Raw genomic sequence first — 22,760 nt, forward strand, 5'->3', positions numbered from 1 at the left:
GAACATCGCCGAAAGATGAAGAAGCGGCATCAGCCGCACAGGATCCCGACGGCCAGCGTGGCGGCACGGGCGGCCGGCGCCTGGTTCGGGGCAAGCTGCGGAAGGTCGCTCTGGGAGAAGGGAATACCGTTGTCGCGCAGGAACTGCTTGATCTGTTCGGCGGAAACCGCGCGCACTTGCGAAGGCCCCTGCATCGCGACGGCGCCGGATGCGCGGCTGAGCATGCCGACGGTCGCCCCGGGCCCCCGCGCCACGCGCTCCACCACCACGCCGGCCACCAGCCCGTCGCCGCGCAGCACCGCGCTGCCGCTGGTCCCGGGCTTGACCCCCGAGATCAGATTGAGCCCCTCGCCGCCCGGCACGGTCAGGGCATTGCTCAACACGCTGGCGCGTTGCGGCATGCGTTGCAGCACGCTGTAGGCCTCGGCGAACACCCCCACGCTACCCGTGGCGCCCTGGGGCTGTTCAGGAAAGGTTGCGCTCAGGTAAGGCGTCAGGTCCGTGCCCAGCACGGCCAGGTCGCGCTCGTTGCTGACGGCGCGCAAGCTCGCCTGCGCCACCCTGCCGTCCTTGACGACCAGGATGTCCTGGCAATGGTCGATCGCATGCCGTGCCGTCAGCACGTCGCCCGCCTGATTCAGGAAGACACCGGTGGCGTGGGTCTCCACCGTGGCCGACAACCGTGGGGGAACAGCGGCCTGCCCCCACGCGAATGACGAAACCAGCGCGGCGCATGCCGCCATGGATGCCGCGTGATGGCGAGCCGCCATGTCCACGCGCCCCCGTCGTTGAAAAGTCAGCCGCACAAGGTGCCTCTGTGTGATTGCCGGAATATGTCGGTCGTTCCGTTCCTTGCATCAAGACGGAAATCGGCCGGCAAAACCACCGGTTGTCACAAAAAATTCACGCGGCGAGGGGGAAAGCGAGAGGTCAGCGTTCCGCGTTCAGCAGGCGGCGCATGTAGCAGGCATCGGAGCCATAGCCGTCGAGCAGGCCGGCATCCGTCGCCACCGGCTCGAACCCCAGCGCGGCCCAGTAAGGCCTGGCCGGCCCCAGCGATACCAGCGTCGCGCAGGCCAGGCCCGACGTCCGCGCACAGCGCAGGCCGGCGCTGACCAGGGCGCGGCCCACGCCCCGGCCGGCGGCGGCGGGCGACACGGCGCAATCGTGCAGGAACCAGCTGTGCGCGCCCGCGGGCAAGGCCCGCAGCGGGACATTGAGCTGCGGCGGCCCGCCCAGCGTCCACGGGTAGGACACCAGGTAACCCAGCAGCCCGCCGTCGCCACGCGCGACCCAGCAGGTGCGCGGCGACAGTTCAATGCGATTCAGGAAGAAGCCCGCATCCTCGAGCAGATCAAGGCCGGCATAGGCCTGGGCCTGTACCACCAGCACGGCCTCGACGTCGGCCGGCTGCATCGCCTCCACGGCGAAGCTGGCCGGCAAACGGGGAGAGACTGGCATCAGACCCCCTGCGCGTGCACCTTCTCCACCGGCGACTGCAGCTTGTTCAGCGCCGACAGATAAGCCTTGGCCGACGCCACGACGATGTCGGGATCGGCCCCCACGCCATTGACGATGCGGCCGGAGCGGGACAAACGCATGGTGACCTCGCCCTGGGATTCGGTGCCGGTGGTGATGGCGTTGACCGAGAACAGCAACAGCTCGGCGTCGCTGCGGACATGGCTTTCGATGGCATTCACCGTGGCATCGACGGGACCATTGCCCTGCGCCTCGGCCACCACTTCCTTGCCATTCTCCGAGAACACCACGCGGGCGTGGGGCCGCTCGCCCGTCTCGGACCGCTGCGCGAGCGCGACGAACCGATATGCCCCCTCCCCCGCCTCGCCCTGCTCGCCCGACACCAGCGCGTGGATGTCTTCATCGAAGATCTCGGACTTGCGATCCGCCAGATCCTTGAAACGCGCGAACGCCTCGTTGACGGCCTGCTCGGAATCGAGCTCGATGCCCAGCTCATGCAGGCGCTGCTTGAACGCGTTGCGCCCGGACAGCTTGCCCAGCACGATCTTGTTGGCCGCCCAGCCGACGTCTTCGGCGCGCATGATCTCGTAGGTCTGGCGCGCCTTGAGCACGCCGTCCTGGTGGATGCCCGACGCGTGCGCGAAGGCATTGGCGCCGACGATGGCCTTGTTCGGCTGCACCACGAAGCCCGTGATGCCCGACACCAGCCGCGAGGCCGGCATGATCTGCGCCGTGTCGATATCCACGTCCAGGCCGAAGTAGTCCTTGCGGGTCTTCACCGCCATCACCACTTCTTCCAGCGAACAGTTGCCGGCGCGCTCGCCCAGCGCATTGATGGTGCACTCGACCTGCCGGGCGCCGCCTATCTTGATGCCGGCCAGCGAGTTGGCCACGGCCAGGCCCAGGTCGTCGTGGCAGTGGACCGACCAGACCGCCTTGTCGGAATTGGGAATGCGCTCGCGCAGGTTGCGGATGAATTCGCCGTATTGCTCGGGCACCGCGTAGCCGACGGTGTCGGCGACGTTGATGGTGGTGGCGCCCTCGGCGATCACCGCCTCCAGCACCCGGCACAGGAAGTCCGGATCCGAACGGCTGCCGTCCTCGGGCGAGAACTCGATGTTGTCCGTGTACTGGCGCGCGAAGCGCACCGCCAGCCGGGCCTGTTCGAAGACCTGGTCGGGCGTCATCCGCAGCTTCTTCTCCATGTGGAGCACGCTGGTCGCGATGAAGGTGTGGATGCGCGCGCTGTTCGCGCCCCGCAGCGCCTCGCCCGCCCGCGCGATGTCGCGGTCGTTGGCGCGTGCCAGCGAACAGACCGTGGAGTCCTTGATGGCCAGCGCGATGGCCCGTACCGACTCGAAATCGCCATTGCTGGCCGCGGCGAACCCCGCCTCGATGATGTCCACGCGCAGCTTCTCGAGCTGCTTGGCGATGCGGACCTTCTCCTCGTGCGTCATCGACGCGCCGGGGCTCTGCTCGCCGTCGCGCAGCGTGGTATCGAAAACGATCAGTTTGTCGCTCATGGAAATCTCCTTCTAAGAGCCGATTCTACCCCCCTCCCCGGGGTGGTCCCCCGCGCGCTTGCGCGCTGCGCCCTGGATCGGCAACGCCACAGAAAAAACGGCTTCGCCATCCGGAAGCGAAGCCGTTCGTGTTTCTCGCGCGAGGGTGCTGGTCAGATCGCGGGAGGCGGCCTTCTGCCCTTCCTCCAGTTCAAGCCCCACAGCACATAGCCCGACAGGCCGTAGATCACGAACAGCGCGAACAGCACGATGGGGGGATCGCTGGAGATGAAGACGAACGCCAGCACGACCAGCAGGATGGTCCAGAACGGCACGCTGCGCCCCAGCGCGAAGGACTTGCCGCTGAAGAACGGCGCGCTCGACACCATGCTCACGCCCGCATAGACGGTCAGGCCGAAGGCCACCCACGGCATCCAGAGTTCGCGGATGGGCAGCTTGTTGTCGACGGCCAGCCAGACGAAACCGGCCACCAGCGCGGCGGCCGCGGGGCTTGGAAGGCCCTGGAAGAAACGCTTGTCCACCACGCCCACGTTGGTATTGAAGCGCGCCAGCCGCAGTGCCGCGCCGGCCACGTAGATGAAGGCGGCCAGCCAGCCCCAGCGGCCCAGGCCGGTCAGGATCCACTCATACATGACCAGCGCCGGCGCGACGCCGAACGAGGTCATGTCGGACAACGAGTCGTACTGTTCGCCGAATGCCGATTGCGTATTGGTCAGGCGCGCGACGCGCCCGTCCATGCCGTCGAGCACCATGGCGACGAAGATGGCGATGGCCGCCGCCTCGAAGCGATCGTTCATGGCCTGCACGATGGCATAGAAGCCGGCGAACAAGGCGGCCGTGGTGAATGCGTTGGGCAGCAGATAGATGCCGCGGTGGCGGTGCTCCAGGTCTTTCACGACTGGACTCCGCCGGAAGAAGGATGGTCGAGGTGCACCCACGTTGCCATGCCCCCCATGGAATAAGGAGAAAAAGTGGTTTTCAGCATGACGTGAAGGTTAACCGATGCCGTGCCGGCAGGCCAATTGCGGCCGGCGGTTGCGGGAAACGCGGACCAAGACCAATCACCCAAACTAAAACCAATTGGTTAATTCATTCCAGGCATCCTGGACATCTACGGAACAGCCCATTTATCCTGGATATCCCTGATTCATCAGCCCCTTTCCCGGCGCCCTTTCTATTGACTTCCCAAACATCGCCCTGATAGATTGGTACAAACATAAAAACCATATATGTACCAATTGGAGACAGCATGCCCCACGTCGAATGGCACGGCGGTACCGAGCACTGGACCACCAAGGGCGACATCCGCCTGTTCCTCTGGCAGAAACCGGCCGCCGCGGACGTGCCGTTCGCCGGCACCATCCTTTTCGTGCACGGCTCGTCCATGGCCTCGCAACCCACCTTCGACCTGTCGGTCCCCGGCAGGCCGGACTCCTCCGTCATGGACTGGTTCGCCCGCCGGGGCTTCGATACCTGGTGCATGGACAACGAAGGCTATGGGCGCTCCGACAAGCATCGCCCGATCAACTTCGACATCGCCAACGGCGCCGACGACCTCGCCGCGGGATCGCAGTACATCCTGGCGCGCAACGGCGGCAAGCCCCTGTTCGTCTATGGCATTTCTTCAGGCGCGCTGAAGGCGGCGCTCTTCGCGCAGCGACATCCCGAGCGGATCGCCCGCCTCGCGCTCGATGCCTTCGTCTGGACCGGCGAAGGCAGCCCCACCCTGAAGGAACGCGCCAAGAAATTGCCCGAATTCCTTGCCAGGACGCGTCGCCCCATCGACCGGGCCTTCGTCTACAGCATCTTCAACCGCGACCACCCCGGCACCGCCGACGACACCACCATCGAGGCCTTCGCCGACGCCATCCTCACCCTGGACGACTCCATGCCCACGGGCACCTACGTGGACATGTGCTCGAAGCTGCCGCTGATCGACCCAGAGCGCCTGCGGGTGCCGACCCTGCTGATGCGCGGCGAGTACGACGGCATCGCCGGCTTCGGCGACCTGATGCGCTTCTTCGAACAGCTTCCCAACATGGACAAGCAGTTCACCGTCATGTCGGGCATCTCGCACGCGAGCTTCCAGCAAAAGAATTACCTGCGCGTCTATCACATCCTGCACGCCTTCCTCACGCTCCCCGACGCCCGATACGGAGGTTGACTCCATGAAGCGCATCCACGGCATGGCATGGGCAGCACCGCTGCTCGCAATTTCGCTGCACGCAGGGGCCGCCGGGACCTACCCGGAGCGTCCGGTCAAGGTCATCGTTCCCTTCGAGCCCGGTGGTTTCACCGATGTCGTGGCGCGCGTCGTCGCCCAACAGCTCGGCAGTGCGCTGGGCCAGTCCTTCATCATCGAGAACAAGCCCGGCGCGGGGTCGACCATCGGGACCGACTTCGTGGCCAAGGCCGCTCCAGACGGCTACACCCTCGAGATCGTCTCCACCAACCACGTCACCAGCCACAGGCTGTACAAGAACCTGGATTACGACCCGATCAAGAGCTTCACGCCGATCACCAAGCTGGCGGACAGCCCGTATGTGCTGTTCGCCAACACCAAGCTGCCCGTCCAGTCGGTGCAGGAACTCATCACGCTGTCCAGGTCGGAGGGCGCCCACATCCGCTACGCTTCGTCCGGCAACGGCAGCACGCAACATTTGATGGGGGCGCTGTTCCTGGCCAAATCCGGGGCCAGGCTGGAACACGTCCCCTACCGCGGCAGCGGCGGCGCCATGAAGGACCTGGCCGCGGGCTTCGTGGAAACCAGCTTCGCCGCCGTGTCCAACGGACTGCCGCACGTCAAGAGCGGCAAGATCAAGGCGCTGGGCGTCACCAGCACGCGACGCAACGCCCAGTTGCCGGACGTGCCCAGCCTGGCGGAGGCCGGCGTCCCGGGCTATGACGCCGTGGTATGGCTGGCGCTGCTGGGGCCGGCGGGACTACCCCAGGACATCGTCGCGCGCCTGAACGAGGCGGTGCGCGCCGGGCTATCCAGGCCCGAGGCGCGCGAAGCCCTGGCCGGGGCGGGCGTGGACGTCGCGGTGTCCACGCCGGAAGAACTGGCGCAATACATGATGCAGGAGAACACCATGTGGGGCGAGGTCATCCGCGGCCTGGAGATCCGGATCGATTGACGGCGGGTTTTCGCCACCGCCTCACACCGGATCACCACTGATAGCGCATCGTTGCCCGGCCAGCCAGGGCCCGCGTCCGATGGCCGAATTCCCCATGGACGCTCGCGCCCAACGCCAGGCGATTCGCCAGCCGCAGTTCCACGCCCGCCGAAACCAGCGCGAGATCGGCAGCGGGCGCCAGCGCCGCACTGGTGAAATCCGTGGCGGCAAGCGCGGTGAACGACGCTCGCAGGTCGGGATTGTTCGAGTGGTTGTGCACCCACGCCGCCGAGGTCCGTACGGCGAGCGACCGGGCCCCCTCCAGCGTGAAGGTCCGGTCGAACGCCAGGCCCAGCTCGGTGCGCACATAGTTGACCGAACGCTTCTGGTAGCCAAGGGCGAGGTCCGAGGCTTGGCCGCCGCCCGCGGTTTCGGCATAGCCCGGCGTGCTCACGCGTTGCAGTTGCAAGGCCGCGTACGGTGTCACCGTGCCGGATTCGCCCTCGAACCGGTAGCCGGCCTCCACCCGGCTTCCCACGCTATGCGCATGGAAGTCGGCGGCGTAGGAGGCCTGGATCGCGCGCAGCGAGCGATCCGTGGTCATGCGGTGCAAGGAATAGGACACGGCGGCCGCGGCATACGCCGATCCCGCGCGTTGCAAGGCATAGGCCCCGACCTGCAGCGCATTGTTGCGCCCACTGAAGCCGTCGGCCACGTCGAAATGCGCCACTCCGCTGCCCAGCGCGACCCCGACCGTGGTATCGGGCGAAATCCTGCGATCGTGGCCGATGGTCAGCCCCAGGCTGCGCGTGGACAGGTCGCCGTTGCTGTAGGCGGCATCCATGCTCATCCGGCTGTTGTTGCCATAGACCTGCGCCCAGGTATTGTCGCGCCCCTCCTCCCAGGCGCCGCCCTCCGCCTGTCCGGACGCCGGCGGACGAGGGCTGCTGGCGCGCGCGTCGGCGGCGCGCTGGAGCAATACGCGATTGAACGCCGTGCCCATCTGCTCGCCCACCATGGCGACCGACGACGCCGCGGCCCCGCTGACGTTCCAATAAGCCCGGCCCAGTTCCAGGACGGTCGGAATCTCGACCAGCCGCGCGACCAGCGGCTGGAAATGCCGCAAGCCCTGGCTCTGCGCCTGCGCGATCAGCGCGCCGATCTGCCGGCCATCCGAGCCCAGCCCGCCGGGGCTGAAGTCCGCGGTCGAAGAGAGCGAGACCTCATTCCCGCTGCGCTGCAATGCGAAGTGCAGGATGGCCGTATTGCCCACCGACAGGCCAGACGCATCGAGGCCATCGGCTGCATGCAGGAATGAGCCGAGCGCCGCCGTGCCCGGCGCGACCAACCCGCCGTTGACCAGCGTCGGCCGCAAACTGCCTAGCAGTTGCGCGGATCCGCTGACCTCGAAGGTATCGACACGCGCGTTGGCATGATCGACCCGCAGGTTCAGGACACCGGAAGCGGACTGCTCGAGCGAACCGGTGATCCGCGTCATCGATCCGGCCGCAATGCCGCTGGCCAGCGTGCCGTCGTTGCGCAGCAGGCCGCCATCGCCCAGGTCCAGCGTCGAGCCGGCGACCAGCGTTCCCGTGCCGAGGTTGTGCACGAGATTGCTGCCGTCTCTCGCCAGGTGGATATTGCCTTGCAAGGTGCCGCTGTTGTTGATCGTGGTGTCGCCGGAGATCGTCCGCACGGCCGCGCCGTCGGCCCCGTCGACGCTGCCCACCGATCCGCTGTTGTTGAGTTCGTTGGTCGGCCCCTCGAACTCCAGCGCGCTGCCTCCCGCGCCCCCCACCACCGAGGCCCCCGAAGCGATGTCCACGATGGGATCGGTCGACGACCAGGTCTTGATGCCGACCGCGCCCTGTCCCGTGGCCACGACCTTGACGCCCGAGGCAACGTTGACCTTGACCAGGCCGCTGCTGCCGCTCGTGCCTCCTTGCATCACAGTGGTCGTGCCATTGGTCACCAGCCCGCCGCCGCCGCGCACCGACTGGGCGACCACGCCATGGGCGCCGGCGCCGGTGGTGGTAATGGAGGCATTGACGTTCACGGTCACGGCGCTGGCGTTGCCGGAGCCGGACTTGAAGGTCGGGGTGACCGCTCCGCCGGTGGAGATCACCGCTCCGCCACCGCCCCCCACGCTCTGCGCGAGGATGCCGAAGGCGTTGGTGCCCGCGGTCGTGATGGCGGCGTTGCTGTTGACCAGCACCGCGCCGGCATTCGAACCGCTGGGTCCGCCGCCCAGCGTGGCGCTGCCTGAACCGTAGGCCAGGCCGCCTCCGCCCGCCACGCTCTGGGCCACGATGCCGATCGAGCCCGCGCCGGACGTGGCGATGGCCGCGCCGTTGGTTACCGTGGCGCTGTTGTTGGACGCCGACCCCGTATAACTGCTGGACTTGGTGACGCCACCCAGCACCACGTTGGTGGCATCGACCAGGCTGAGCCCGCCGCCGCCGCCGATGTCCTGTGCGACGATACCCGGCGACATCGCGCCGCTGGTGGCGATACTGCCACCCGACAGGTTGACCGCAACGGGATTCGTATAGTCGGCGTCGCCCTTGGTCGACCCCAGCCGCACCGTGCCGCTGAACAGGCTGCCGTCGCCGGAAGCCGCCAGGGCCAGGCCACCGCCCCCGGTGATGCTCTGCGCCAGCAGGCCGACCGATTGCAGGCCCGTGGTGCGGATGATCGCGCTGCCCGAGACATTGACGGCGCCGCTCATGCCACTGCCGCCGACCTGCCCCAATTGGCCGGTCACGGTGCCATTGACGGAAGCGCTGCCCGGGGCGCCGTAGAAACCGGCGATACCGCCGCCGCCACCGATCGACTGGGCGACCACCCCCGCCGAATTCGCGCCCGCCGTATTGATCACGGTCGCCGCGCCGCCGCTGCCCAGGCCCATCTTCACGGCGTTGCCGATGCCCGCCCCCGCGTCCGCGCCCAGCCTGAACGTGACGTCCATCTTGCCGCCCGCCGCCAGGTTGCTGGCGCTGTAGTAGCCGCCGCCGGCGCCGATGGACTGCGCCACCAGGCCCGGCGCATTCACCCCGGCCGTGCCGATGGCGCGATCGTAGGCGGTTATCGACACTGCCGCGCCGTAGTCGTTGCTTTTGTCGGTGCCCCCAAGGTTCGCCGCATAACCGGTATTGCCGGCATCGCGGTAGGCCGCCACGACGGCGCCACCGCCACCGCCGACGGACTGCGCCAGCACGCCGGCGGATCCGGCGCCCGCGGTGCTGATGGCGGCGTTCTGCACCGTGGTGACGGCGCCGCCATAGCCGATGCCGTGCTTGAAGTTGGCCGACACGGCATTGCCGCTGGCCAGCACCGCTCCGCCACCGCCGCCTATGCTCTGGGCCAGCAGGCCGATGGACGCATCGCCCCAGGTCGTGATGCTGCCGCCGATGGCGCCATTGCCCGCGCAATTGCCGTTGCTGAAACTGTTGCACACGTTCACCGCGGCGCCGTTGGAACCGCTGGTCGAGCCCCCCAGCGTCGCCGAACCCGCGCTCGACGCCAGGCCGCCGCTGGCGATGCTCTGCGCCACCACGCCCGCCGATGCGCCGCCCACGGTCGTGACGGCCGCGCTGCTGGAAAGATTGACCACGCCGCTGGCATCATTGGCCGTCCCGCCGAGCACGACATTGGTCGCGCGCACCGCGCTGACCCCACCGCCGCCGCCCACGCTTTGCGCGACGATGCCGGACGAGAACAATCCATGGGTGGTGACGCTGCCCGACGCCGCGAGGGTGGCGGTGCCGACCGCGCCGCCCGAACCACCCATGCTGCCGAGCGTCATCGTGCCGCTGAAGATCCCGGCGTTGCCGGTCGACGCGGTAGCCAGGCCGCCTCCGCCGCCTATGCTTTGCGCCAGCAGGCCGATGGATTGCATGCCGGTGGTCGTGACCGCCCGGCTGCTGTCCAGGCTCACCGCCCCGCCATTGCCGCCGCTGCCGCCAGTGCCGCCCAAAGCGCCGTTGATGCTCGACGTGAACGACCCGGCCGCGTTGCTGGTCGTGGCCGCCACGCCGGCCGTGCCACCGCCGCCGCCTATCGACTGCGCGACCACGGCGGGCGCACTGGCGCCTCCGGTCACGATTTCGGCACCGCCGCCCAGGGTCACGGCAACGCTGCCGCCATTGCCGCCACTCCCACCCGCGCCACCCAGCGCGAGACTGGCCGACACCTTGTTGCCGCCGCTCGCGCCGGCACTGGCACTGCCGCCCTCGCCCCCACCGCCGCCCACCGATTGCGCCAGGACGGCGATGGACAGGTCGCCCAGGGTCTGCACCATCACATTGGCTTTCACCACCACCGCGCCGCCGACACCTCCACCGCCGCTCTTGCCGCCCAGGCTCGCGCCGAGCGACCAACTGTCGCTCGTGCCGCCGGCGCTGGCGGCACTGCTGGACGAACCGCCCGTACCGCCACCGCCGCCCACCGACTGGGCCAGGATGCCGGTCGAATGCACACCGGCCGTCAGGATCGCGGCCCCGGTCATCGCCGACGAGCAGGCACCGCCGGAGACCTGGCCACAGACGTTGACCGCGCCGCCCGCGCTGCCGGACCCCGCCGAACCGCCCAGCCCCAGGCTGACGGCATTCGCGCCGCCCGATTGCGCGGTCGAGGTAGACGCGCCGCCACGGCCGCCGCCGCCCCCGATCGACTGCGCCAGGATCCCGGCGGCATCGTCGCCACTGGTGATGATCGCCGCGGCATACTCGCGGGTCTGGCCACCGCTGGTGACGGTAACGGCCGAGCCCAGGATGTTGCTGCCTGTCACGGACACGGCCCCGCCCGCACCGCCGCCCTTGCCCGACCCGCCCAGGGACAGGCTCACCGGCGCAGACGAACCGTCATTGCCCATCTCCGCGGTCGAGGTCGCCGAGGCCCCCGATCCGCCACCTCCCCCCACCGACTGGGCAAGGATGCCGGCGGCATGGTCGCCTTCGGTGACGATGCCGTTGGAGAAACCGACCAGGACGTTGCCGCCCTGCCCCCCGGCCGAGCCCGTGCCGCCGACCGCCAGGGACATCGCGACCTTGCCCGACGAACCGCTGGACATGCTGGAGCCGCCGCTGCCGCCCCCGCCGCCTATCGATTGGGCCGCGATGCCGTCCGCGCCGACGCCCCGGGTATGGATGGTGCCGTCGTGCGCCACCGTCACCATGCCGCCGTCCTGGCCGCTGCCGCCCGAGCCCCCCAGCGCCATGCTGATGGAGGCATTGCCGCCATCGGCCGTGGTGCTGCTGGACGATCCCGCGACACCGCCACCGCCGCCCACCGACTGGGCCAGGATGCCGTAGGCCAGGTCGCCGCTGGTGGACAGCGCGCTGCCTCGGGCCGTCGTGACCTGCACCGTGCCGCCCTTGCCGCCCGTGCCGCCGGAACCTCCCAGCGCGAATCCCACCGCGTAGGCGCCGCTGTTGGCGTTGGACGTGCTCGCCCCGCCCGCGCCGCCGCCACCGCCGACCGACTGGGCATGGATGGCCGATGCCTGGGCCCCCAGGGTGGTAATGGCCATTGCCGCCGATACCGTCACCGCGCCGCCGGCCCCGCCTGCGCCGCCACTCCCGCCCAACCCCGCCGATACCGCCACGCCGCTGGCGGCGGAGGCCGAGGTGGAACTGCTGCCCCCCGAGGCATGGTTGTCACCGGCGGACGACGCATCGCCGGCGGTGGCCGCCGTGGCGACCGCGCCGCCGGTACCGCCCCCGCCCCCCACCGATTGCGCGAAGATGCCGTAGGACCGCTCGCCCTGCGTCACGATGCCGCTGCCCGACACGCCGCTGGCGCAGTTGCCGCCGCTCGCGCTGCCGCATACCAGCACCGCGCCGCCGGCGCCGCCGCCCGCGCCCGAGCCGCCCAGTCCCAGCGCGGTCGAGACCGACCCGCCCTCGCCCGAGGTAGACGAGGACGACCCGCCGCTGCCGCCGCCACCGCCCACCGATTGCGCGAAGATCGCCGCCGAGTTGTGGGCATGGGTGACGAGGCTGCCCGCGCTGGACGCGACCGTGACCTGCCCGCCGGCGCCCGCGCCGCTGCCGATGCCGCCCAGCGACAAGGCCACGCTGGCCTTGCCCGCGTCGGCATTGCTGCTGCTCGACCCGCCATTGCCGCCGCCGCCACCCACCGACTGCGCGAAGATCGCCGGCGACTGCACGCCGCCGGACAGAAGACCGGGCGATCCGGTGACGATGGTGCCGCTGTTGTTCACCGTCACCGCCCCGCCGGCGCTGCCCTTGCCGCCCGCGCCGCCTATGCTCAGGCCGGCCGCGTAGCCGCTGTCGGCGCCCGCTCCCGAGCCCTTGCTGGTGGCGGTGCCGCCCGAACTGGGCACCGTGCCGGCCGTGGCCGAGTTGCTGTTGTTGCTGGGCGCCGCGCCCGTGGACACCGTACCGGTCGAGGCGCTGGTGCCGTCGGTATCGCTCGAATCCGATGCCGCCTTGGCCGCGCTGGACGAGGCACCGCCGTTGCCTCCGCCGCCGCCTACCGATTGCGCGAACACGCCGGCCGAGTTCGCGCCCTGCGTGGTGATCGTGCCGGTGTTCGTCACCGTGACCCCACCCGCGTTGCCGCCCCCACCTCCGCTGCCGCCCAGCCCGAAGGACGCGGCGGCCTTGCCGCCGGCATCGGCCGTGCTGCTGGCCGCGCCGCCCGTGCCCCCACCCCCTCCGATCGACTGCGCGAACACGCCCAGCGCCTGAGTGCCGACCGTGGCGATGCTGCCATTGTTCACGACCGCAACCGTGCCGCCGTCGCCCCCCACCGAACCGGAGCCGCCCAGGCTGACAGAGGCCGAGCTGTTGCCACCCGTCGCGTTCGAGCTGCTGGAGCCGCCATTGCCGCCTCCCCCGCCTACCGACTGCGCGAACACGCCGCTGGACAGGTCGCCCAGGGTACTGATCGCCGCCACGGTGGCGACGCTGACGGCGCCGCCGTTGCCCCCCAGGCCGCCCGCGCCGCCTATGCTCAACGATGCCCCGACGCCGTTGTCCGCGCCCGACTGGTTCGCCGGCGTACTGCTGCTGGGGAACTTCTGCGCGGCCGATACCGTGGCATTGCCGACGGTCTTGCCGACGAAGCCGGTGTAGGCCGCCACCCCCGCCTCCTGCACCGCGCCCTGGGCACCCGCCGCCGACGACGACGCCGAACCGCCGTTGCCGCCGCCGCCCCCCACCGACTGCGCGAAGATGGCGCTGGACTGGTTGCCGGCGGTGATCAACGCCCCCCCGGCGTCCACCGTGACGGAACCCGCGTTGCCTCCGCCTGCGCCATAGCCGCCAATGGCCACCGACGCGGCGTACTTGTTGCTGGTCGCGCTGGCGGTCGAGGCGCCGCCGTTGCCGCCGCCTCCGCCCACCGATTGCGCATAGATGGCCGGAGCGATGTCGCCATACGTGGCGATGCCGTTGCCTGACGCCTGCTGGCGGGCGGCACTGCTACATGCGCCCGCGCTCGAGTTGCTGCACACGAGCACATTGCCGCCGTTGCTGCCGACGCCGCCGCCTCCGCCGACCGCCACGGCCATCGCCGCCGTGCCGGACATCGCGTTGGCATAGGCCGAGCCGCCGTTGCCGCCGCTGCCGCCTATGCTTTGCGCCAGGATGCCCACCGCCTGGTCGCTGTCGCTGATGCCGCCGGCGCGCTCCGAACCTGTCATGATCGTGCCCGACATCATCACGGTCACCTGGCCCGCGTTGCCGCCGGCCGCGCCCTTGCCCCCCACCGCCACCGACGCGGAGGCGCTGGAGGAGTTGCCGCTGGACGCCGAGGCGCTGAACGCCACGCTGTCGCCGCCATTGCCGCCCCCGCCGCCTATCGATTGCGCCAGGACACCGACGGACCGCTGGCCGGATGTCGTGATGCCGCCGGTGGTGGTCACGCTGACCGAACTGCCCGCCTGGCCCGTACCACCGTTGCCGCCGCTGGCGCCCGAGGCTCCCACCGACACGTGCGAGGCGGGATTGCCGGCCGATGCCGTGCCGGTCATGGCCGAGCCGCCATTGCCGCCGTTGCCGCCTATCGACTGGGCGACGATGCCGATGGACTGGTCGCCCCGGGAGTGAATGCCGCCCGTGGCCGTCACGGCTACGGTATTGGCGATGCTGCCCGTCCCGCCCGCGCCGCCCACCGCAGTGGCCAGGGCCGCGATGCTGCTGGCCGCCCCAGCGGCGGCAAAACCTCCCGCGCCGCCGCTGCCGCCTATCGACTGCGCCAGGATGCCCGCCGACATCAGGCCATCGGTCCACAGGCTTTGCTCGGTATAGACGTTGACCGCGCCCGCCTTGCCGCCCTTGCCGCCCGCTCCGCCCAGACTGACGCTGGGCGATGCGATCAGGCTGCCCGACGCGGCCAGGCTCCAGCCGCCCGTGCCGCCGCTGCCGCCGATCGACTGCGCCAGCAGGGCCGCGGACTGGCTGCCGGACGTGGCGACCCGCTGGTCGCCGCCCCACATGTTCATCGTGACGGCCGAGGCCGAACCGCCATTGCCGCCACCGCCGCCGATGGCCGCCGCCAGGCTGGCGCCGGCCCCGAGTCCGCCCGCCAGCGCAAAGCCGCCCATCCCGCCGTTGCCGCCCACGCTTTGTGCGACCACGCCCGCAGACATGTCGCCAGCCACATTCAGGCTGGACCCGTTGTTGACCGTGACGGCGCCTGCCGAACCGCCATTGCCGCCGCCTCCGCCTACCACGACGCTGGCGGCGCCCGCGAAACCGGCGGCGCCCGCCGCGGCGAAGCCGCCCGACCCGCCGCCCCCGCCCAGGGACTGGGCCAGGATGGCCGGCGCGTTGCCGGTGGTCGTGGCATCCACGGCGATCGCGCCCGAGTTGTTCACGGTCACGGCGCCGCTCGCGCCGCCCGTCCCGCCCGACCCGCCGATGCCGATACTGATGGCGCCGATCTGACTGATACTGCCGGCATAGGCATAGCCGCCCGACCCGCCGCCCCCGCCTATCGACTGCGCCTGCAAGGCCGCCGCCCCGCCGCCGGTAGTCGTCAGTTTCCCGTAGTTGGCGACGTTGACGGACGACGCATTGTTGCCCGATCCGCCGGACCCGCCGACGGCCGCCGCACCCGCGGCCATCAACGCCCCGGACTCCGCCACGCTGTAGCCGCCGTTGCCGCCCCCGCCGCCTATCGATTGCGCCAGGATGGCGCTGGCGGCGTAGCCATGCGTGGTGATGTCGCCGCTGCCGTAGGCCGGATTGACCGCGCCGCTGGCATTGATGACGTCGACGCTGCCGCCCGTGCCACCGTTGGCCCCCGACCCGCCCACGGATATCGCGGCCGAATAGGTGCCCGATGCCGCGTAGGTGACGGCCGAGCCGCCATTGCCCCCGCCTCCGCCTATCGATTGCGCCGCGATGCCCTGCGAGCCGTCGCCATACGTCGTGATGGTCCCCCCGGTGTTCTCTACCGCCACGCCCTGGGCCGCGGTCCCCGAACCGCCCGAACCGCCGATCCCCACCGACACCGATGATCCCGTGTAGGCGAGGCTCAGGTTCATGGTGCTGCCGCCGCTGCCGCCGCCTCCGCCTATGGACTGGGCCAGCACGCCTTGGGAATAGTCCCCCAGCGTGGTGATCTGCGCGCCGTTGGTGCCGGCGTAGACGCTGCCGCCGACGCCCCCGGCGCCGCCCGAGCCGCCGAAGCCCAACGCCGCGGATCCCGCGAAGCTGCCCGACAGCGACATGGCGTACCCGCCCGCTCCCCCGCCGCCGCCGATGGACTGGGCCACGATACCCGCCGAAGCCAGGCCGGCGGTGGTGATCGACGCACCCGGCGTGACCGTCGACAAACGCGCCTGGCCGTTGCACGCGGCGATGGCCGAGTACGCGCCGAAGCTGTTGCAGTTGACCGATACCGCCGAACCCGAGCCGCCCGAACCGCCCGAGGCGCCCACGGCCATGGCGGCCGAATCGCCCAGCATGGCCGTGGAATAAGCCACCGCCCCGCCGCCCGCCCCGCCGCCTCCGCCTATCGATTGCGCCAGGATGCCCGCCGAATTGATTTCCACGGTCCGGATGGAGCCAGTATTGGTCACGGCCACGCGCCCGCCGTTGCCGCCCTTGCCGCCCGTACCGCCGATGGCCACGGCCGACGAACTGCCGAAGATCGAGTTGGTCTTGCCCTTGGCCTCGGCATAGCCGCCTACGCCACCGCCCCCGCCGACGGACTGCGCCAGCAACCCCACCGCGCCGCCCGCCGTGGTGTCGTCGGCGGTACCTGCCCGCTCCGCCACGCAGGCCTCGCCGGTACAGAGGTCGCCGCTGTTGTTCACCGTCACCGCGCCGCCGCTGCCGCCGTCGCCGCCGCTGCCGCCTATGGCCGTCGTATGCGAGCCCGACGACACCGCCATGCCGCCGCTGCCGCCACCTCCGCCTATGGATTGGGCGTAAAGGCTGATGCCCGACCCGCCATGGACCGCGATCGACCCGGAATTGACGACCATGACACTGCCCCCGCTGCCCGCGGTGCCGCCGCTGGCGCCGAGCGCGTGCAGTCCGGCCGCCCCGCCGGCGTTGCCGCCGCCGCCCCCCACCGACTGCGCGGCCAGGCCGAACACGGCGGCCGGATTGCAGCCCGAGGTCTGCCCTTCCGCGCAATTGGCCGCCTGGGCCGAGCCGACCACCAGCCTGCCGCTGTTGTCCACCGACACCGCGCCGCCGTTGCCGCCATAGCCGCCACCCCCGCCGTAGCCTTTGGTGTTGAGCCCCGCGTCGCCGCCGAAGCCGCCTATGCTCTGGGCCGCGATGGCAATGCCGCCGCTGGTCGTGATGTCGCCCGTGTTCTTGATGCTTACGGTATTGCCGCTCCCGCCAGGCAGGCCGCTGCCGCCGGTGGCCTTGCCATTGGACGATTCGCCACCTTCGCCCCCCTGGCCGCCCGCGCTCTGCGCGACGATCCCGAAGGCCGTCTGGCCCCCGGTGACCGAGAACGACACGCTGTTGGTGACGCTGACCGTACCTGCATCCCCGGCCGCCCCGCCGTCGCCCGCGCTGTACTGGTCCTTGGCGCGCGTGTTGTCGCCCCCCTTGCCGCCCATGCCGCCATGGCTCAGCGCGACGATGCCGGTGTTGGCGATCGTATAGCCGCCCGCCGGTACGCTGGCGCCGGGCGTCACCGTGACCTGGACATTGCCGCCGTCGCCGCCGGGACGACCGTCGAAGTCCCCTTTCCCGCATTCGCCCTGGGGGTCGCCATTGCCGCCCGCGCCACCCGTGCCGCCGGAACTGCCCGCCACGACGATGGTGCCGCCATAGGGATTCGTGGAGGGGTTGTAGGTCAGCCCCGCATTGACGGCCGGCCCATCGTGGCCAGCCGTCCCGGGAACCGGCCCCGAACGGCATTTGCCGCCATCGCCATTGGCGTCCTGGCCCGGCGCGCCGTTGGCCCCGAGCTTGAACGTCGTGGCCGGATCAACGTAGTAATTGGGACCGGTCGTGACGGACTGGGCGAATCCCCCCAGCGGGGCGCCACAGCACAATACGGTCCAGCCTGGCACGACCAGGCGGCGCAGCATGGGTCCGGATCCGCGACGCCCTTGAAAGGAATCGAACCATCGCGCGAATTTGGGCATGCCGGTATCTCGTTCTAATTGGGTCTGAATAGTAATAAATGTTACATTACGTTTCCTTGAATCTTCAAACTTTTTTGAATATCGATCCCGGCGCACAAAGAGCGGGATCCGTTCCCAGCCTCGCCGGCAACGCCCAGGCGCGCTCGGTCAGCGAAACGCCGCAGCGCGGTCGCGCGCCCATTCCGCGAACGGGCGGGCCGGCCGGCCCGTCACCCGTTCGACCGCATCGGTGATCGCGGGCGCGGTCGCCACCGACTTCAGCGCATAGTCGAGCAGACGTTCCGCGACCTCGACCGGCGTGCCTGCCGGCCGTGCGGCCAGGGCCTGCTCCCGGGTCAGCACCTCGAAGCGCAGCGGTTTGCCGATGGCTTCGGCGATGGCCCGCACCTGGCCGGCCTGGGTGATGACGGCGGGCCCGGTCAGCGGATAGGCCCGGTTCTCATGTGCCGCATCCAGCAACGCCGCCACCGCCACCGCGGCCACGTCGTCTTCGTGGATGGGATTGCGCTGCGCGTCGGGATACGCCGCGCGCACGACGCCTTCGCGGCGGATGGAGTCGGCCCAGGCGCAGGCATTGGCGGCGAAGCTGTCGGGCCGCAGGAAAGTCCATCCCAGCCCCGCCTCCCGCACCGCCGCCTCCGCGGCGGCATGGCGCGCCGCGATCGGGTTGATGCGCGGATCGGCCTTCTGGGTGGCCGCCGAGGACAACAGCACGACCCGCCGCACCCCGGCCTCGCGGGCCACGCGCGCGATCAATCCGGCGCCGGAGGCGGGCGTGAACAAGAACAGGCGGTCCACGCCTTCGAGCGCATGCTCCAGGCTCCCGGGCGCGGACAGGTCGCCCGCGCAGGCTTGCACGCCAGCGGGGAAGCCGGCCGCCGAGGGGTCCCGCGCCACGGCACGCACGCGCTCGCCCGCCTGCGCCAGGCGGCGCACCACGCACCTGCCGACGTTGCCTGTCGCTCCGGTCACCAGGATCATGGCGTGCTCAGCGGCACAGGACCGCGCGCAGCGCACGGCCGATGCCGGCGTTGTCGTCGCCACGCCAGGCCACGACGCCGTCCGGCCTCACCAGCACCGTCTGCTGTTCCCCGGCATGCAGCGGCGCGGTGGATGTGACCGGATACGCTTTCATCTCGACGCCGAGTTCTCCGGCCGCGGCCAAGGCCGCCTCGGCGCCTCCCGGCACGGCCGTGAAGGCCATGAACCACGGTCCCAGCAGATGGCGCGGAGCAACCTTCTGGCCATCCACGCCTTCCAGCTCGACATAGGGGACGCGCGCGCCCGGCCGCCCCGAGGCCTGCGCGGGATGCTCGAAACGCAGGTCCTCGCTGCCGGGCTCGGGCACCAGCGCGCCGTTGGGCGGGCAGATATAGCCGAACAGCAAGGTGGCGTGGTCCAGCGGTGCGCCGACCTGTTCGGCCAGCGTGCCGATGCGGCGCCGCTCGGCCAGGTTGGCGACCTGCCAGTTGCAGACTTCTTCCGCATAGGGCTGGCGCTCGATCTCGTAACTGTCCAGCAGCGCCGGGCCGGCCTTGCCCTGGATGACCGCGGCCAGCTTCCAGCCCAGGTAATAGCCGTCCTGCACGGCGGTATTGCCGCCCTGCCCGCCCGTGGGCGGCATCACGTGCGCGGCGTCGCCGGTCAGCAGCACGCGGCCGGCGCGGAAGCGGTCGGCGATGCGATGGCCGTAGTCGTAGCTGACCGTGCCGATGATTTCGAAATCCAGCTCGGGCAGGCCGGTCATGATCTTGATGATCTCGCGCATGCCGGCCTCGTCGCGCTCGGGATCGGCGGACATGTTGGCGACCCACTCGTCCTTGTAGTCGGTGCTGACCAGCACGCCCGCGCCGTCGGGCAGCGCGGGATTCTGCAGGTAGTGGATGACCATGGCGTTGTCGCCGGCCCATAGGGCCAGGTCGGCCTTGAAACGCACGGCGGTGACCGACTTGATGGCGCCGAGGCCGTGCGTGCCTATGCCCAGCCAGCCGGCAATGCTGCCGCGTATGCCGTCCGAGGCGATCACGTACCTGGCGCGCACCTGGCGGGTCCGTTCGGTATCGAGATCGCACAACCCCAGGTCCACGCCCTCGTCATCCTGGGCCAGCGATTCGCAGCGGGTCTTGAAGCGGACCTGGGCGCCCAGCTCCAGTGCCCGGCGCAGCAAGACCTCTTCCGCGCGCGCCTGGCTGGCCATGCCCGGGCGCTCGGGCGAGAACTTCGAGAAGTCGGGACGGTGCGCGACGTGGTCGTAGAGCACCTTGCCGGTCAGGCTTTCCGACACCACCGAGGTGATCGCCGGCTTGCCCGGCGGCATGGCCCTGTGGATGGCCTCGGCCAGGCCGGCGGTGCGCAGCGCCTCCATGGTGACCGGGTTGGCGCCACGCGCCTTCGGCAGGATGGAGGTGCCTTCGCGGCGCTCGACCACCAGCGCCTTCACGCCGTTCATGCCGAGGAAGACCGCGCAAGAAAGACCGGCCAGGCCGGCGCCGACGATCACGACGTCGATGTGTTCTGTACTCACGATGTGCTCTTTTTGAAAGAATGGGATGTGAAGAAAAGGGAGACGATCAGAGCGAGGCGCCTTTCTCCCAGAACACCACGCGGCCGCGCAGCTTGACGACGACCCGGTCGCTGACGAAGCCGATCGCTCCCAGCGTGGCGACCACCGCGAAGGCCGATGCGGTATCGAAATACGATGCCGAGCGCGCGATCAGATAGCCCAGGCCCTGCGAGTCGCCGATGAACTCGGTCACGGTCATGACGATCAACATGATGGGTACCGCCACGCGCAAGCCGGTGAACACGAAAGGCAGCGCGCTGGGCACGATCACATCGGCCAGCAGCCGCCAGCGGCCGGCGCCGGTATTGCGCGCCAGCCACTCCATCTTCGGCGCGACGGCGCGGGCGCCGGCGTAGCAGTGCACGAAGATCGGAAAAAAGCACTCCAGCGCCACCTGGGCGATGCGCGAGCCCGCGCCCAGTCCCAGCAACAGGATGATGACCGGGTACAACGCCAGCTTGGGCACCGGGTAGCCGAAGGTGACGAACGGCCCCAGCGCGGCATCCACCACCCAGCTGCGCGCGGCCACGAAACCCAGCAGGCCGGCCACCAGGAACGAAATCGCCAGTCCCGCGAAACCGCGCGTCAGCGTGATGGCCGCGTGCTCCAGCAGTTCGCCGTCCTCGAGCAACTGCATGAAGCTCTGGCCGATGACCTCCAGGCCCGGCGTCAGGCGCGTGCCGTTGATGGTCGCGTAGAGTTGCCAGGCCCCCAGCACCGCGGCCAGGCCCAGCGCCTTGAGCACGGGACTCGACAGCAGGACCGCCGACAGGCCACGTCCCGCGAACGTATCCGGCACGGCTCCGGCAGCCGGGCGCGCCGCGCGGATATCGGCGTCAGCCATGGCCGGCCCCTCCCGCATGGCGGCCGCCGCCCAGGGCGCGCGCCGCCAGTTGCAGCACGGCGTTCGAGGCCACGCCGCACAGCGCGACCGCGACGATGCCCGCGTACATGGCGCCGTACTCGCCATCGCGGTACGCCTCCATCAGGCCGGCGCCCAGGCCGTTGGAATGCCCGACCACCTCGGTGGCGACCATCAGGACGAAGGAGATCATCAGGCTGATGCGCACGCCCACCAGCGCGCGCGGCATGGCCGCGGGCACCACAACCTGGAAGAAGGTGCGCAGTTTCGAGGCGCCGACGTTGCGCGCCACCCAGAGCAGCCGCGCGTTGATGCCCAGCGCGCCGTTCATCGCGTTCAGGTAGGACGGATAGAAGGCGCTGATGGCGATCACCAGGATGCGCGACTTGTCGGTGAAACCCAGCAGCACCGCGATGGCCGGGAACAGCGCGATCTTGGGAATGGGATGGGTGAACGACTGGGTCAGATCGAACAGGTCACGGAACACCCGCGAGACACCGGCCAGCAGGCCAAGCATGACGCCGATGGCGCTGCCGATGAAAAAGCCGCTCAATGCCCGGTAGAGGCTCGGCCCGGTCTGCGCCGCCAGGTCGCCGCTGCGCGCCAGTTCCACGAAGGCCCGGGCGATCTCGACCGGCCCGTAGAGGTATTCAGGCAAGACGCCCGCCACCGCCAGCGCTTCCCATGCGGCCAGGATGGACGCCGTGAACAGGCTCGATACCAGCCAGGTCCGTTCGCGCGAGGCGCCCAGGAAGGATTGCCTGCGCATCAACTGCGCGGCCATGCTGCCCGACGTGCTCATCGTCCGGCCTCCGCCATCTCGGGCGCGCTCCTGGCCGACTCGCGGCGCAGCACGTCCCACAGATGCGAGCGATATTCGAGGATGCGCGGATCGGCCTTGGTTTCCGACGAACGCGGACGCTCCAGCTCGATGGCGCGATCCTCGACCACGCGGCCGGGCGAAGCCCCCATCACGACCACCCGGTCGCCCAGGAAAATGGCCTCGTTGATATCGTGCGTGATAAAGACCACCGTCAGGCCCGAGGCCTGCCACAGCCGCGTCAGTTCCTCCTGCATGACCTCGCGCGTCTGCGCGTCGAGCGCGCCGAAAGGTTCGTCCATCAACAGCACGCTGGGCTCCATCGCCAGCGTCCGCGCCAGCGCCGCGCGCTGGCGCATGCCGCCCGACAATTCGCCGGGATAGGCATTGCCGAACCGCGACAGGCCGACCATGGCCAGCAGTTCGTCGGCCCGCGCGTGCGCCTCGCGCCTGGGCGTGCCCGCCACCTGCAGCGGCCATGCCACGTTGGCGCGTACCGTGCGCCACGGAAACAGCATGGCCTCCTGGAAGACCATGCCGCGATCGCGGCCGGGACCGGTGATGGGCCGGCCCTCGATCTCGACACTGCCCTCGGTCGGAAACTCGAATCCGCCCAGCATGTGCAGCAGAGTCGTCTTGCCGCAGCCGCTGGGACCCAATATGGTCAGGAACTCGCCCTTGCGGACGGTCAGGTCGACCGCCGCCAGCGCGTTGACGATGTGCTTGCCGCGACGAAACGTCTTCGTCACGCGTTTGACTTCCAGCAAGAGAACTCCTCGAAGCGAAAACCCTTCCATGCAGCCCCGG

Annotated in this window: 12 protein-coding genes; 2 read left to right on the top strand and 10 right to left on the bottom strand. The window is 70.0% G+C overall.

Features of this window, described 5'->3' with window-relative positions:
• Positions 1-29: 29 nt before the first annotated feature.
• The 4 genes from AC1Q6E_RS13740 to pssA form a co-directional block, all read right to left on the bottom strand.
• Positions 30-770 carry a S1 family peptidase gene (locus AC1Q6E_RS13740; protein ID WP_152792380.1) on the bottom strand — a complete coding sequence of 247 codons (741 nt, stop codon included), beginning with the start codon at positions 768-770 and terminating at the stop codon, positions 30-32.
• A gap of 160 nt (positions 771-930) precedes the next feature.
• Positions 931-1,461 carry a GNAT family N-acetyltransferase gene (locus tag AC1Q6E_RS13745; protein WP_152792379.1) on the bottom strand — a complete coding sequence of 177 codons (531 nt, stop codon included), beginning with the start codon at positions 1,459-1,461 and terminating at the stop codon, positions 931-933.
• Entirely contained in the window at positions 1,461-3,002 is a 1,542-nt protein-coding gene (locus AC1Q6E_RS13750) for a 2-isopropylmalate synthase (protein WP_152792378.1), read from the bottom strand. The genes AC1Q6E_RS13745 and AC1Q6E_RS13750 overlap by 1 nt, the downstream gene beginning before the upstream one ends.
• Positions 3,003-3,154: 152 nt before the next feature.
• Positions 3,155-3,940, bottom strand: a complete 786-nt coding sequence (gene pssA, locus AC1Q6E_RS13755; RefSeq protein WP_492572940.1) for a CDP-diacylglycerol--serine O-phosphatidyltransferase — start codon at positions 3,938-3,940, stop codon at positions 3,155-3,157.
• Positions 3,941-4,251: 311 nt separating this feature from the next.
• Between pssA and AC1Q6E_RS13760 the strand changes: the two genes are divergently transcribed.
• Positions 4,252-5,166, top strand: coding sequence for an alpha/beta hydrolase (locus AC1Q6E_RS13760; RefSeq protein WP_152792377.1), 915 nt, complete (start codon positions 4,252-4,254; stop codon positions 5,164-5,166).
• A 4-nt stretch (positions 5,167-5,170) separates the two neighbouring features.
• A complete protein-coding gene (locus tag AC1Q6E_RS13765) occupies positions 5,171-6,139 on the top strand; it encodes a Bug family tripartite tricarboxylate transporter substrate binding protein (protein WP_492572941.1) in 969 nt (322 codons plus the stop codon).
• A gap of 31 nt (positions 6,140-6,170) precedes the next feature.
• Here the strand turns inward: AC1Q6E_RS13765 and AC1Q6E_RS13770 are convergent, their stop codons facing one another.
• The 6 genes from AC1Q6E_RS13770 to AC1Q6E_RS13795 all read right to left on the bottom strand — a co-directional run bounded on the left by AC1Q6E_RS13770 (position 6,171) and on the right by AC1Q6E_RS13795 (position 22,720).
• Positions 6,171-17,651, bottom strand: a complete 11,481-nt coding sequence (locus AC1Q6E_RS13770) for a hypothetical protein (RefSeq protein ID WP_492572942.1) — start codon at positions 17,649-17,651, stop codon at positions 6,171-6,173.
• 204 nt (positions 17,652-17,855) lie between these two features.
• The gene (locus AC1Q6E_RS13775; RefSeq protein ID WP_492572943.1) at positions 17,856-18,689 is read right to left on the bottom strand and encodes an NAD(P)H-binding protein; all 834 of its coding nucleotides are present in this window, start codon (positions 18,687-18,689) and stop codon (positions 17,856-17,858) included.
• 7 nt (positions 18,690-18,696) lie between these two features.
• On the bottom strand, positions 18,697-20,232 hold the full coding sequence (locus AC1Q6E_RS13780; RefSeq protein ID WP_296560935.1) for an FAD-dependent monooxygenase: 1,536 nt from the start codon (positions 20,230-20,232) through the stop codon (positions 18,697-18,699).
• Between the two features lie 46 nt (positions 20,233-20,278).
• Positions 20,279-21,115 (bottom strand): ABC transporter permease, encoded by an 837-nt coding sequence (locus tag AC1Q6E_RS13785; protein ID WP_296560937.1) that lies wholly within the window; start codon positions 21,113-21,115, stop codon positions 20,279-20,281.
• Positions 21,108-21,935 (bottom strand): ABC transporter permease, encoded by an 828-nt coding sequence (locus AC1Q6E_RS13790; RefSeq protein ID WP_296560938.1) that lies wholly within the window; start codon positions 21,933-21,935, stop codon positions 21,108-21,110. Before AC1Q6E_RS13790 ends, AC1Q6E_RS13785 begins: the two co-directional genes overlap by 8 nt.
• Positions 21,932-22,720: an ABC transporter ATP-binding protein gene (locus tag AC1Q6E_RS13795; protein WP_492572944.1), complete on the bottom strand. Its 789-nt coding sequence runs from the start codon at positions 22,718-22,720 to the stop codon at positions 21,932-21,934. Before AC1Q6E_RS13795 ends, AC1Q6E_RS13790 begins: the two co-directional genes overlap by 4 nt.
• Positions 22,721-22,760 lie beyond the last annotated feature (40 nt).

This window comes from Pigmentiphaga sp. MLSB6-MA01 (assembly GCF_058793475.1).

What these genes read in the sequence shown, in the direction of transcription:
- AC1Q6E_RS13740 (WP_152792380.1), bottom strand. Translation starts at nt 770, where the DNA reads ATGGCGGCTCGCCATCACGCGGCATCCATGGCGGCATGCGCCGCGCTG.
- AC1Q6E_RS13745 (WP_152792379.1), bottom strand. Translation starts at nt 1,461, where the DNA reads ATGCCAGTCTCTCCCCGTTTGCCGGCCAGCTTCGCCGTGGAGGCGATG.
- AC1Q6E_RS13750 (WP_152792378.1), bottom strand. Translation starts at nt 3,002, where the DNA reads ATGAGCGACAAACTGATCGTTTTCGATACCACGCTGCGCGACGGCGAG.
- AC1Q6E_RS13760 (WP_152792377.1), top strand. Translation starts at nt 4,252, where the DNA reads ATGCCCCACGTCGAATGGCACGGCGGTACCGAGCACTGGACCACCAAG.
- AC1Q6E_RS13765 (WP_492572941.1), top strand. Translation starts at nt 5,171, where the DNA reads ATGAAGCGCATCCACGGCATGGCATGGGCAGCACCGCTGCTCGCAATT.
- AC1Q6E_RS13770 (WP_492572942.1), bottom strand. Translation starts at nt 17,651, where the DNA reads ATGCTGCGCCGCCTGGTCGTGCCAGGCTGGACCGTATTGTGCTGTGGC.
- AC1Q6E_RS13775 (WP_492572943.1), bottom strand. Translation starts at nt 18,689, where the DNA reads ATGATCCTGGTGACCGGAGCGACAGGCAACGTCGGCAGGTGCGTGGTG.
- AC1Q6E_RS13785 (WP_296560937.1), bottom strand. Translation starts at nt 21,115, where the DNA reads ATGGCTGACGCCGATATCCGCGCGGCGCGCCCGGCTGCCGGAGCCGTG.
- AC1Q6E_RS13790 (WP_296560938.1), bottom strand. Translation starts at nt 21,935, where the DNA reads ATGAGCACGTCGGGCAGCATGGCCGCGCAGTTGATGCGCAGGCAATCC.